The organism is Ascidiaceihabitans donghaensis, assembly GCF_900302465.1.
In the GTDB taxonomy this organism is placed as follows: domain Bacteria; phylum Pseudomonadota; class Alphaproteobacteria; order Rhodobacterales; family Rhodobacteraceae; genus Ascidiaceihabitans; species Ascidiaceihabitans donghaensis.
In genome coordinates, this window is sequence record NZ_OMOR01000001.1 from 2,856,804 (window position 1) to 2,870,003 (window position 13,200).

Annotated in this window: 11 protein-coding genes; 7 read left to right on the forward strand and 4 right to left on the reverse strand. The window is 56.1% G+C overall.

All coding sequences use genetic code 11. The features are described 5' to 3' along the window. Nucleotides 1-51 precede the first annotated feature (51 nt). From ASD8599_RS14250 to ASD8599_RS14270, 5 genes are all read left to right on the forward strand, one after another. Entirely contained in the window at nt 52-2,061 is a 2,010-nt protein-coding gene (locus tag ASD8599_RS14250; RefSeq protein ID WP_108830202.1) for a CocE/NonD family hydrolase, read from the forward strand. Between the two features lie 126 nt (nt 2,062-2,187). Beyond that, the gene (locus tag ASD8599_RS14255; protein ID WP_108830203.1) at nt 2,188-3,774 is read left to right on the forward strand and encodes an ABC transporter substrate-binding protein; all 1,587 of its coding nucleotides are present in this window, start codon (nt 2,188-2,190) and stop codon (nt 3,772-3,774) included. Nucleotides 3,775-3,783: 9 nt separating this feature from the next. After that, nucleotides 3,784-4,740: an ABC transporter permease gene (locus tag ASD8599_RS14260; RefSeq protein ID WP_108829148.1), complete on the forward strand. Its 957-nt coding sequence runs from the start codon at nt 3,784-3,786 to the stop codon at nt 4,738-4,740. Between the two features lie 124 nt (nt 4,741-4,864). After that, nucleotides 4,865-5,677, forward strand: coding sequence for an ABC transporter permease (locus tag ASD8599_RS14265; RefSeq protein ID WP_108829149.1), 813 nt, complete (start codon nt 4,865-4,867; stop codon nt 5,675-5,677). A gap of 73 nt (nt 5,678-5,750) precedes the next feature. Next, complete coding sequence (locus tag ASD8599_RS14270) at nt 5,751-7,388, forward strand: ABC transporter ATP-binding protein (RefSeq protein WP_108829150.1); 1,638 nt, start codon at nt 5,751-5,753, stop codon at nt 7,386-7,388. 76 nt (nt 7,389-7,464) lie between these two features. On the opposite strand, the gene ASD8599_RS14275 is transcribed toward ASD8599_RS14270, so the two are convergent. Together ASD8599_RS14275 and ASD8599_RS14280 are read right to left on the reverse strand one after the other, a co-directional pair. Beyond that, complete coding sequence (locus tag ASD8599_RS14275) at nt 7,465-7,959, reverse strand: thioredoxin family protein (protein WP_181364495.1); 495 nt, start codon at nt 7,957-7,959, stop codon at nt 7,465-7,467. Nucleotides 7,960-8,055: 96 nt separating this feature from the next. Continuing rightward, on the reverse strand, nt 8,056-8,694 hold the full coding sequence (locus ASD8599_RS14280; RefSeq protein WP_108829152.1) for a glutathione S-transferase: 639 nt from the start codon (nt 8,692-8,694) through the stop codon (nt 8,056-8,058). A gap of 112 nt (nt 8,695-8,806) precedes the next feature. Between ASD8599_RS14280 and ASD8599_RS14285 the strand changes: the two genes are divergently transcribed. Together ASD8599_RS14285 and ASD8599_RS14290 are read left to right on the forward strand one after the other, a co-directional pair. Then, the gene (locus ASD8599_RS14285; RefSeq protein WP_108829153.1) at nt 8,807-9,247 is read left to right on the forward strand and encodes an ACT domain-containing protein; all 441 of its coding nucleotides are present in this window, start codon (nt 8,807-8,809) and stop codon (nt 9,245-9,247) included. Between the two features lie 3 nt (nt 9,248-9,250). Next, a complete protein-coding gene (locus ASD8599_RS14290) occupies nt 9,251-10,087 on the forward strand; it encodes an alkaline phosphatase family protein (protein WP_108829154.1) in 837 nt (278 codons plus the stop codon). 26 nt (nt 10,088-10,113) lie between these two features. On the opposite strand, the gene ASD8599_RS14295 is transcribed toward ASD8599_RS14290, so the two are convergent. Then, nucleotides 10,114-11,049, reverse strand: coding sequence for an alpha/beta hydrolase (locus ASD8599_RS14295; RefSeq protein ID WP_219928858.1), 936 nt, complete (start codon nt 11,047-11,049; stop codon nt 10,114-10,116). Continuing rightward, complete coding sequence (locus tag ASD8599_RS14300) at nt 11,046-12,947, reverse strand: acyl-CoA synthetase (RefSeq protein WP_108829155.1); 1,902 nt, start codon at nt 12,945-12,947, stop codon at nt 11,046-11,048. The genes ASD8599_RS14295 and ASD8599_RS14300 overlap by 4 nt, the downstream gene beginning before the upstream one ends. Between the last annotated feature and the right edge of the window lie 253 nt (nt 12,948-13,200).

Consider the following 13,200-nt stretch of genomic DNA (forward strand, 5'->3'; position numbering starts at 1 on the left):
ACGCACCGCGCCCGCTTGACAGCCGCACCGCCTTCGCCGCACCGTCGCGCCATGACACATCATAAACTCCGCGACATCGAAGAAAACGCCGACTATGGCATCACCCTGTCCGATGGCACCCGCCTGTCGGCCCGCGTCTGGATGCCAAAGGATGCCGGTGATGATCCGATGCCTGCCATCCTTGAATTCCTGCCATACCGCAAACGCGACGGCACAACCGCGCGGGACGCATTGACCCATCCGTATTTCGCGCAGCGCGGCTACGCGTGCGTGCGTGTCGATATGCGCGGGAATGGCGACAGCTATGGTGTGATGGAAGACGAATACACCCAACAGGAACTGGATGATGCCGTTGAAGTCATTCACCATCTTGCCACACAAGGTTGGTGCAACGGCCGCGTGGGTATGATGGGCATCAGCTGGGGCGGGTTTAACGGTTTGCAAGTTGCCGCTATGACGCCTGAGCCATTAAAAGCGGTGATAACTTTATGTTCGACCGTCGACCGCTTTGCCGACGATATCCACTATAAGGGCGGCTGCCTTTTGAACGAAAATCTCGGCTGGGGGGCGACCATGTGGTCCTATTCCAGCCGGGCACCAGACCCTGCCCTGCGCGAAGACTGGCGCGAAATGTGGTTGGAGCGTTTGGAAAACGAACCCTTTTTGCCGTCCACATGGCTGCGCCACCAAACACGAGACGACTATTGGAAACACGGCTCTGTTTGTGAAAGCTACGATACAATCAAGGCCAAGGTTCTTGCTGTTGGCGGTTGGGGGGATGCCTACAAAAATGCAGTCCCGCAGATTGTCGAAAACATTCCCGGTGCCAAGGGGATAATCGGACCATGGGTCCACAAATACCCACATTTTGCAGTGCCCGAACCGCGTATCGGCTTTCTGCAAGAGGCGTTGCGGTGGTGGGACACATGGCTGAAGGATGCAGACACCGGGGTGGATCAAGATCCACCTTACCGTGTCTATCAGATGGACGGTGTGCGTCCTGCCACTTGGCACGCAGAGCGCCCCGGTCATTGGCGCACTTTAGACCGATGGCCGGAAACAGGCATCCACGCCCCGGCGGCCCGCTATTCGTTTCAGCAGGACGGAACTCTGACTGATGGACATCCGCCCCAGCCGATCAACGTGCCCGTATCCTCGCCCCAAGACTGTGGAATGGACGCCGGTGAGTACTGCGCCATCTGGTTGGGCCCCGAACAGCCCGGCGACCAGCGCCGCGACGATGCGTTGTCGGCCACATGGGACAGCGATCCCTTAACCCTTGATCTGAACATCACAGGCGCGCCGAACATCTTTTTGCGTGTGGCATCTGACAAACCAGTGGCGCAGATTGCGGTCCGTTTGAACCACGTACATCCCGATGGGGCATCGACCCGCATTACCTATGGCGTCTTGAACCTGAACACCCCCATCGCCGGGCAAGAGCCGCATGAATTGGTAGACGGCGAATGGGGGTGGGGCACGTTGAATTTGGATAATGTGGCCTACACCGTACCTGAAGGTCACAGGCTACGCATTGCGGTGTCTGACACCTATTGGCCGCTGATCTGGCCATCCCCCGAAAAAACGACGCTGCGCATCGTGAAGGGGGCCGCGACCCTGCCGACGTCTTTGGGGCCAAGCAAACAGCGCCCCGCGCCGCAGTTCGCAGCCCCCGAAGCGGCACCGCCATGGGAGACTGAAACACTACGTCCCGAAAACCACATACGTCGCCAAGAAACCGACATGACCACAGGCATCGTATCTTTGGTCATCGAGGATGATTTTGGGAAAGTCCGCGATCTGGATCATGGCCTGATCAACGGGTCAATCGCGCGCGAACGCTGGGACATTCACCCGGACGACCCGCTGTCTGCCCGAGGCTCTTGCCACTGGAGCGACGAGATTGAGCGCGACCAGCTGCGTCTGCGCACAGAAGCAAGGTGCGACATGTGGTCGGACGCAACGCATTTCTACCTTGCCGCGAAAATGGAAGCCTTTGAAAATGACGTGCTGATCTATGAACGCGACATCACAGACAAAATAGAACGGAACGGCATCTGACACATCTGTGTCATGAAAGCGCTATTAACCCTTGCGAGCGCGGCATTAATGCGCAAACTTGATTCATCAATCAAGAAAAAGCCGCGCCACAGACGCGCGGATGTAGTCAACACGGGAGACGATTTGATGACGACGGAACTACAACACCTTACGGACAAGGTAAAAGCCGGCACCATGACACGCCGCGAATTCATGAGCAAAGCCGCGGCACTTGGTGTGTCCGCAGCTGTTGCCACATCTTTCCTTGCGGACGCGGCCTATGCGGCAACGCCCGTCAAAGGCGGCACGTTCAAAATGGGCGTGCAGGGTGGTGAATCCACAAACAGCCAAGACCCTGCGACATGGGCCTCTGATGTGCCAATCGCCGGGGGTTTCTGCTGGGGTGAAACCTTGGCCTATGCGGGCCCGAATGGTCTGGAACCGCGTGTTGCCGAAAGCTGGGAAGGCTCTTCAGATGCCAAAACATGGCGTTTCAAAGTCCGTCAGGGGATCACATTCTCTAACGGTGCTGCGGTAACAGCCGAAGACGTTCTGGCAACCATGCAGCGTCACTCGAACGAAGATTCCAAGTCCGGTGCTTTGGGCATCATGAAGGGCATCGAATCCATGCGCGCCGACGGTGACGTGTTTGAATTGACGCTGGCCATCGGCAACGCCGACTTGCCGTACCTGATGGCAGACTACCACCTGATCATTCAGCCCAACGGTGGCTTTGATGACGTGGCTGCCGCCATCGGCACCGGCCTTTACACGCTGGAAACGGATGAGCCGGGCGTGCGTATGACGTTCAAAAAGAACCCCAACCACTGGGCTGCAGACGAAATGGGCCACTATGACGCTGTTGAAGTGATCGTTTTGAACGATGCAACAGCGCGGACCGCTGCCCTGCAATCCGGTCAGGTCGACACAATCAACCGTGTTGAGCCAAAGATCGCAAAACTGTTGGGTCGTGCACCAAACATCGATGTGCGCACAACATCGGGCCGCGGCCACTATGTGTTTATCGCCCACGTCGACACAGCACCTTTCGACAACAACGATCTGCGCCTTGCGTTGAAGTATGCGTTGAACCGTCAGGAAATGGTCGACAAAATCCTGCAAGGCTTTGGATCGGTCGGCAACGACATGCCCATCAACGAAGCCTACCCGCTGTTTGACGAGACGATCCCGCAGCGCGCGTTCGATCTTGAAAAAGCGGCAGAGCACTACAAAAAGTCCGGCCATGACGGATCTCCCATCATCCTGCGCGTTGCAGATGGTGCTTTCCCGGGTGCGGTTGATGCGGCAGCCTTGTTCCAGCAGTCTTGCGAAGCCGCAGGCATTCCGTTGGAAATCAAGCGTGAGCCAAACGACGGTTACTGGTCCGAAGTCTGGAACGTGCAGCCATATTGCGCATCCTATTGGGGCGGTCGTCCGGTCCAGGACCAGATGTATTCCACGGCCTATCTGTCCACGGCAGACTGGAACGACACCCGCTGGAAGCGCGAAGATTTCGACGCGATGCTGTTGGAAGCCCGCGCAGAGCTGGACGAAGGCAAGCGCAAAGAGATCTATTCCAAAATGGGTCGTTTGTTGAACGAAGAAGGCGGCGTCATGGTGCCGATGTTCAACGACTTTGTGGATGCTGTGTCCTCAGACGTTCAGGGCTGGGAAACCAACCCGTCAGGTCCACAAATGTACTGGACTGCTTTCGCCAAGACATGGAAGGCGTAAGGACACCTTATGCACCCCATCCTTAAACTTGTTGCCCAGCGTTTAGCGCTGGGCATCATTCTGCTCTTCGCCGCCTCTGCACTCATCTTTGGCTTGACCGAAATCCTGCCCGGCGACGCAGCACAAGCCCAATTGGGCCAAGCCGCCACCCCCGAAAGCCTTGCCAACTTGCGCGAAGAAATGGGGCTGAACCGCCCTGCCCTGACGCGCTACACCGAATGGATCGGTGGCATGTTGACAGGCGATATGGGCAATGCCCTGTCCAACAAACTCTCCATCAGTGAACAAATCGGCAAACGCCTTGGGGCGACTATTTTCTTAGCCAGCTGGGCTGCCTTGATTTCTGTTCCTTTGGCTATTCTTTTGGGCCTGATTGCCGTGCGATACCAAAACCGCTGGCCTGACAAGGTGATTTCGGGCTCTACGCTCACTTTCATTTCTTTGCCAGAATTCATGCTCGCCTATATCCTAATTTTTGTGATTGGCGTTAAGTTGCAATGGGCCCCGTCATTCGCAAATGTTTCCCCTGACATGCCCCTGCTGGACAAGCTGCATGCTATCTCCTTGCCCGTCACTGTTCTGACGCTGGTGGTTCTTGCGCATATGATGCGTATGACCCGGGCGGCCATTTTGAACGTGATGCAGTCGGCTTATATCGAAACAGCAGAACTGAAAGGCTTGACCACGTTTGAGGTGATCCGCAAACACGCTTTCCCAAACGCAATCGCGCCCATCGTCAATGTCGTCATGCTGAACCTTGCCTATCTGGTGGTTGGTGTTGTCGTGGTCGAAGCCGTTTTTGCCTATCCGGGCATGGGGCAATATCTGGTGGATGCCGTGGTAAAACGCGACGTGCCTGTGGTGCTGACGTCCGGTGTGATTTTTGCAGCCGTTTACATTGTGCTGAACATGATCGCCGACGTTGTGTCCATTCTGTCAAACCCAAGATTGAGGCATCCCAAGTGACTTTTCAAAGAAAAGCCACTTCGTGCAGACAAGCGTCTTTGCGCAGCAAAGGCGCGGTCTGTCACCCGTTTGCGGTGTCGTGCACCGCCCGCCTCATCCCTCATCCAATATCGGGAGCATTGTAATGCGTATCCCCCTTTCCGCTCTGATTGGCCTGACCTTGACGGGCCTATATTTTTTCGCCGCAATTTTTGCATCTTGGATCGCCCCGTACGGCATGGCAGAAGCCGTAGGTGACGTATGGGAGCCGTCCTCGGCCGCGCATTGGCTGGGCACCGACCAAATTGGGCGGGACCTGCTGACACGTATGATTTACGGCGGCCAAACCACTATTTTCATCGCCACTGCAGCAACCATCCTCAGCTTTTCAACCGGCTCCATTCTGGGCTTTATTGCGGCTGTGTCTGGTGGTTGGGTGGATCAGGTCCTGTCGCGGTTTGTCGACTTGATGATGTCCATTCCGTCGCTGATCCTGGCCCTTGTGATCTTGTCCGCCATTGATGTGACCGTACTGACACTGATTGTGCTCATGGGGTTGTTGGACAGCACCCGTGTGTTCCGATTGGCGCGTGCGGTTGCCGTGGATATTTCCGTGATGGAATACGTCGAAGCCGCACGGTTGCGCGGGGAAAAGATCTTCTGGATCATCTTCCGTGAAATTCTACCCAATGCCTTGTCACCTTTGGTGGCTGAAATGGGACTGCGGTTCATCTTTATGGTTCTCTTCATTTCCACGCTGTCCTTCCTTGGCATTGGTGTGCAACCACCGCTGGCCGACTGGGGCGGGATCGTGAAAGAGAACAAAGACGGCATCAACTTTGGCATCGGGGCCGCACTTTACCCGGCTGTGGCCATCTGTACGCTGGCCATCTCTGTGAACCTCGTAGCGGACTGGGTTTTGAACCGCACCACATCTCTCAAAGGGGGGCGCGGATAATGATCTTCATCCCTTTCATCTCGCCAAATAAACCTCGGGGGTGCGGGGGCAGAGCCCCCGCGCAGGTGACACAATGACAGAACCACTTCTCAAAGTCCGTGGCCTGAAAATCGGGGCCACAATCTACCCACCGGATGCGAAACCCCATGACATCGAAATCGTACATGGCGTCGATTTCGACGTGATGCCGGGCAAGGTGCTTGGGCTGATCGGGGAATCCGGTGCGGGCAAATCCACCATCGGTCTTGCCGCGATGGCCTATGGGCGCGGCGGTGTGAAGCTGACCGGTGGCGAAGTCTGGGTCAACGGCCGCGATGTTTTACAGTCGGGACGCAGTGACATTCGCAAACTGCGCGGCGCGGAAGTGACCTATGTGTCGCAATCTGCAGCCGCCTCTTTCAACCCTGCGAAGAAGATCATGGAGCAGGTGACAGAGGCCGCGATCCTGCAAGGCAAGTTCTCAAAATCGGACGCCGAAGCCCGCGCCATTGAGCTGTTTCGCAAACTCGACCTGCCTGATCCTGAAAACATTGGATCGCGGTTTCCGCATCAAGTCTCGGGCGGGCAGTTACAGCGCTGCATGACAGCACTGGCCTTGTGCCCACAGCCCGATCTGGTGGTCTTTGACGAACCCACAACTGCGTTGGACGTAACCACCCAGATTGATGTGTTGAAAGCGATCAAGGAAGCCATCGCAGACACCGGCGTTGCAGCCCTGTACATCACCCACGATTTGGCCGTTGTGGCACAGGTCAGCGACCACATCATGGTGTTGCGACAAGGCGAGATGGTGGAATACGGCGACGTAGACCAGATCATCAACGCGCCACGTGAAGAATATACGCAAGCCCTTGTGTCTGTCCGATCGATCGATCACGTGGAAAAGACGCCCACTGACCAACCTTTGTTGACAGTTGAAGGCGTCACAGCACGCTACAAGGGCACCAATTTTGACGTGTTGAAAAACATCAACGTCGATTTGCATCCCGGGCAAACCCTGGCCGTGGTCGGGGAATCCGGGTCTGGCAAATCCACCCTGGCACGGGTCATCACAGGGCTTTTGCCACAGTCACAAGGCCGCATCCATTTCGACGGGCGCGATCTGTCACCCGATCTTGCTAGCCGAAAACTTGAAGACCTGCGCGAATTGCAGATGATCTACCAGATGGCTGATACGGCGATGAACCCGCGCCAAACGGTGGGCACGATCATCGGCAGGCCGCTGGAATTTTATTTCGGGCTGAAGGGCGCAGAAAAGCAAAAGCGTATCCAAGAGCTTTTGGATGAAATCGAACTGGGCGACGGGTTTCAGGACCGCTATCCAGCAGAACTGTCCGGGGGCCAAAAGCAACGTGTGTGTATCGCGCGCGCCTTGGCTGCCAAGCCCAAGCTGATCATCTGTGACGAAGTTACGTCGGCCCTTGACCCACTTGTTGCGGATGGCATCCTGAAGCTGCTTTTGAAGCTGCAGAAGATCGAAGACGTATCGTATCTGTTCATCACCCACGATCTGGCCACGGTCAAAGCGATCGCAGACAGCATTGCGGTCATGTATCAAGGCGAGGTCGTGCGCTACGGCAGCAAGTCCGACGTTCTGGCACCGCCCTTTGATGACTACACAGACCTGCTGCTGTCTTCTGTTCCAGAAATGGAACTGGGGTGGTTGGAAAAAGTGATTGCGGGCCGAAAAATGGCGAGCGCCGGAAATTAAGCGCCTTATTGGCATGCCAACACACGCGGGATCGTGTTCTATCAAGAAACGCGATCCCGTACTTCTACTTGTAACGCTAAGTTGAGGCCGCGTGGTGGGATGTGAACACCTGTTGCAGCTCGTCTCGCTGTCGCATGCCCTTCAAAGTCTGTTGCAAGTCGCCTTCCCCGTCAAACAACAACAGCGTCACATGCGGCACACCGTATTTTGCAGCAAAAGCGGCACCTTTTTCAGTCATGATATCTGCCACCAGATAAACGATATCGCACTCACCGAACCCTTTCAGGGCCTTGCGCGTTTCGCGTTGCAAAGACGTGCAGGTCGGACACTGCGGGTCGTGGATTTGAACCACAACGGGTTTGCCCTGCCCAAGACGGCTTAGATCATGTTCCGCTGCATGTGCTTGAAATGACCCACGCGCAAAGTAACCGCCCCCCGCCACAACAACCCCGCCAATCGCGCCACTACGCAACAGTTTCAGGACATTGCGCCGTGACGGTTGCGCAGCACCAGATGGTTGCGACTTTTTCTGCCGTGCCGCAGCTTGGCGGGTTTTGCGGGTCTGTTTCATAAGTCCACTCCTTGGTGCAATAGGCGCAACCCTACCCGTGCCACCCCCTTTGATGCCATTCACACCAATCACACGCCGCATCACGTCACCGTGACTTCAAGGGGTGCCTGGAAAGACGATACCGTCACTGCCCGCGATCCACTGCGGGTATTTACCCATGACATCCGCAAACGCTTGTGCGCCCAGAAAACCTGCCAACCACGCCTGCACCTGCGGTATGGCTTCGCGATCAAACTGCGCCTTATCAATGAAGGCAAACTGGCGCACAAACGGCAGTATCGCGTAGTCGGCGATGGTGGGGTGTGCAAACACCCATCCGTCAATCTGCTGATCCAAATCCTGCAGAAAGGCCATCGCCTTGGCGCGTTCCGCCTGCGGATCAGCGTCCGGATATCGCGTCGCATATTTGGTGCGGTCCAATGCGGTTTTGAACGCACCATCACAGCGCGCGATCCAGTCCCAGCCTTCGGCGGGCATATCCAGCCAACCTTCGGGATCGTGCTGTTGCAGCGCCCAGATCATCACATCAAGGCTTTCGTCAATCACCCCCTCGGCATGTTGCAAACACGGCACCGTTCCGCTGGGCGAGGTTTGCAAAAATGCGTCTGGCTTGTCACGCAGTACGACCTCACGCAGATCCACCTGCACCCGCGCCATAGCCAACGCCAATCGCGCCCGTATCGCGTAAGGGCAGCGACGGAACGAATAGAAAATCGGGATATCGTTTTGGTTCATTGGCTCTGACCGGATTTTTCAAACAATGCCCGCAGACTTACGCGTGGGACGCCTTGCATGCAAATCCGATTGAACCCAAAGTGATAGCAGCACAGTGACTTGGGGCAGAAAAATGACAACCGAAACACCCGGAATTGAAACCGGCGAACTGGACCTTTCCACGTTGTTGAAGACGCTGAAAGCCACCTTGGTGGATGGCGTTTATGTTTTTGTCACACGGCCCCCCGGAAGCCCGACTGATCACCTGCCTGCGCGTATGGTCTTTCATGAAGCCGAAGGCCCAACCCTGATCATGCTTCAAAAAGATGCCGAAAAACATGGGCTTGATCACGCCTTTGCCTGTCGCATGATCACGTTGGATGTGCATTCGGCATTGGAAGCTGTCGGGTTCATGGCTGTGATTGCCACAAAACTGGCGGCACACGACATGGGCGTTAATCCAGTTGCCGGATTTTTCCACGATCATGTCTTTGTACCCGAGGACAAAGCAGATGAAGCGATGCAGGTGCTGGCCCAAATCGCCATCGACGCACAAACAACAACAGGAGCCTAACCCATGGACCGCAAACTGCTTTTGATCATTTTGGACGGCGTTCCCTACCGCAACTGGCGCCGCCTTTTTGGCAACCTTGAAGGGTGGGTCGACAGCGGCGACGCGCGGGTGTGGAAAATGCGGTCTGTGCTGCCGTCGATTTCGGCGTCCTGCTACGCCTCGATCCACACAGGGGTTGCACCGGCCGAACACGGGTGCACAGGCAATGGCAACGTGTTCAAACTGTCCCATCCGGACGTCTTTTCCCAAACTCGTAAAGCGGGGGGGGTTACGGGTGCCGTCGCACACAGTTTCTGGTCAGAGTTCTTCAATCGCCACCCTTTCGACTACGTGCGTGACATCGAATATGACGAACCCGAAAGCACCAGCATCAATCATGGCCGGTTCCATTCGATGACCGGATACGGCCACGCCAATCAGATGACCCCGTCAGATGTTGACCTGTTTGGGACACTGACAAACCTGTGCCTGCGGTTCGGGTTGAACTACGGGATGCTGCACACCTGCACCCTCGACAGCATGGGGCACCGTTTTTTCCATGACTGTCAGGAAATGGACCACGCCTGTCATGTGATGGATGAAATGCTGGCGCCGTTCATTCCGCGGTGGCGTGCAGCAGGATATGAGGTGATTGTAACGGCAGATCACGGTCAGGACGAACGCGGCCATCACGGCGGCCGCAGCGCATTGCAACAAGAAGCCGCCTTGTACTATTTTGGCGATGCAGAAGGCCCTGCCCCGGATGACGTCATCGACCAGCTGCAACTGGCCCCTACGATTTTGTCCCGACTGGGCGCAGACATTCCGGACACAATGAAGGCCAAGTCTTTTTTGATCTGACCCCGTAGAGCCTGCGAACCAAGTGTCTACAGCCGGGGCAATTGCCCCAAAGACAACGCCTTTAAAGACGCAATGGAACGGTCAAAACTAAGCGCGGCCTTGGTAGACATTCGCCGTGCACGCAAATGTCCGTGCACTAGGCCATGCTCTTCCAACCAAACGGCTTTGCCGCCGTGCGTCGTCACAGCGTCACGGTAGGCGGCACCGTCGCTGGACAGCGGATCATATTGCGCCGTCAAAACCACTGTCGCCGGAAGACCGGAAAAGTCACTGTCATGCAACGGGGCCCATGTTGCATCACCCGTTTTGTCGGCCCCGCCTGCACGAATGGCGGAATAAAAGGCCATGTCTTTTGTGGTCAGGCCGGGTGCTTCGGGGTGTTCAATGTAACTGCCCTTGGTCATATCCCCGCCCAAGCCGGGATAGATCAGCAATTGCCCGGTGATGCGCCCATCTATGCGTCCGCGGGCATGATGGGCCACAGCCGCAACCAGATTGCCCCCTGCACTGTCACCGCACAACACGATAGGACCGTCTGTTGATGCGGCCACGGCTTCAAAGGCTGCCCAAGCGTCATTGAAGTCGTCTGGGTGCGGATGCTCTGGCGACATCCGGTAATCCACCGCCACAACCTTAAACCCTGTTCGGGTGCACATATCCGCACACACACTGTCGTGGCTGTCCAATCCACCGACAACAAAGCCGCCCCCATGGCAGAAAAACACGGTCGCGGCGCTGTCTTCCGTGCTTTCATAGATGCGACATGGCACGCCCCCAAAAGGAACATCAGACACCCGCAAACCATCAGGTCGACCAAAGTCAAAAGCAACGCACATCCTGTCATAGACCGCGCGTTGTTCCTGAACCGTCAAATCCACCGCGTCCGGCGGGTAAAACTGGGCGGTTTTGTCCAAAAACGCCCAGATTTCATCGTCCAGAATGGCTTGATAGTCCTGCATCATTCAGCGGCAGTGGCGACAGCGCCTGCATGTTCCCATGGGTTGATGAAGTCACCAAGAACCGTCTGCAACGCTGTGTCCGACGTCCCGTTCGCATCAACCTGCGCCACCAAACCGCGCTTTTTGTCTTCCGTGACACTAACAACGCGCGCAGGCACATCGGCCTCTTTCAGGGCCTCGTTGTAGATGCGTGTGATAGCGTCTTTGCGCAGGTCGGGCTTAAAGATTTTACCAACAGCGGTTTTGGGCAACTCGTCCATAACGGTTATGTGCTTGGGCTGGGCCGCGCGTTCCTGAACATGTTCTTTGCAAAAAGCGATCAATTCGTCTGCGGTGGCTGTGGCACCGTCAACAAGTTCGACAAAGGCACAGGGGATTTCACCAGCATGCGCATCGGGTTGACCAATGGCGCCTGCAAATCCAACGGCCGGATGCGCCAGCAAGGCTTCTTCGATTTCGGCAGGGTCGATGTTGTGGCCCCCGCGAATGATCAGGTCTTTGGCACGGCCCGTGATCCACAGATACCCGTCGCTGTCGACACGCCCAAGATCGCCTGTGCGCAAGTGACTGTCGTTGTAATACAGGCCCGCGTTCTTTTCGGTCTCGGTATAGGTGTTTCCAACGTAAACGCCCGGATTGGATACGCAAATCTCGCCGATTTCATCGACACCAGCTTCCACGTCGCCGTTTGCCGACCCTTTGACAATCTTGATATCGGTGTAGGGAAAGGGAATGCCGATAGAGCCTACTTTTTTGAGGCCATCCACAGGGTTGCCCGACACAAGGCACGTGGCTTCGGTCATGCCGTATCCCTCAACGATGGTCATGTTTGTCGCTTCTTCAAATCGCTTGAACAATTCCAACGGCAAGGGGGCGGATCCAGAAAACGCGGTCTTCACCGACGAAATATCCGCATCAACGGCACGCTGCATGGTGGCTGCCAAAGCTGTTGGAACAGAGACGACAAATGTCACCTTATAGCGCTCGACAAGCTTCCAGATGTTGTCAAATACACCTTCGCCACGGTATCCCTGCGGCGTCGGAAAGACGACGTGGGCACCAGAAGCCATAGCGCCCATCATCATCACCTGACAGGCCATCACATGGAACAACGGCAGCGGGCACAACAACACGTCGTTCTCATCCAGCAACATCTCTGCGCCAAGCCAGCCATTGTAGATGGTGCCCGAGTAAAGGTGTTGGGCGACCTTGGGCATGCCAGTTGTGCCGCCAGTGTGGAAGTAGAACGCAACGCGATCTTCCTGAACATCTTCAAACTGCAACGACGTGCTTTGTTTGTTCAGTTCCGCGTTGAAGTTCTTATAGGTCTTTCCGGCGGGCGGCTTCATCTTTGGGCGGATCAGCGGAATGATCCAGCTTTTGGGCGGAGTGACATAGCGCAGCAAGTCAACCTCAAGCACCGTGTGCACATCGGGGGCCAATGCCACAGCTTTAGCGGTCTTTTCAGCAACGTCGGTTTTTGGAAACGGACGCAAGGTGACGACGACCTTTGCACCGGTCTCGCGCAGGATCGATGCGATTTGTTCGGGTTCCAATAGCGGATTGATGGGGGCGGCGATACCCGCGACGCCAGCGCCCCAAAGGGTCAGCACTGTCTCGTTACAGTTGGGCAAGATGTAGGCCACGACATCCTTGGAACCGACACCCAAAGACCGGAACAGGTTTGCCGCTTGTGTTGTCTTGTCCTTGAGCTGTTGCCAGTTAAAGGTCTCTTTTTTGTCGTTGGGTCCAGAAAAAATTTGATAGCTCAAGGCATTGTGGTTGGGGAATTTCGCCGTGGTGCGGCTCAGAAGGCCATAGAGCGTGACGGGCACGTCGCGCTCTTCCCATGTCATTTCCGCTTCAATGCGATTGCGGTCTTCCATGCCTTCATAAGCCATGCGGCGTCCTCCCTTTTGGCCCGTCTTTGCGAGCGTTAATTTCCCTAAAAGACAAGATGCGGCGGAATACTGGAATTCGCAAGGTTTACCGGAAAAACAAGGCAAATGAGACGCCGCGTCAAAGCAGCTGACCAAAGGTCAACAGCCGGACCAACCCTTCTTTTCGCCAAAAATATCCCGGGGGAGGTGCGCAGCACCGGGGGCAGAGCCCCCAAGTGGGTGCAATCACGAAAAAAGGCCGCATAAAGAAATG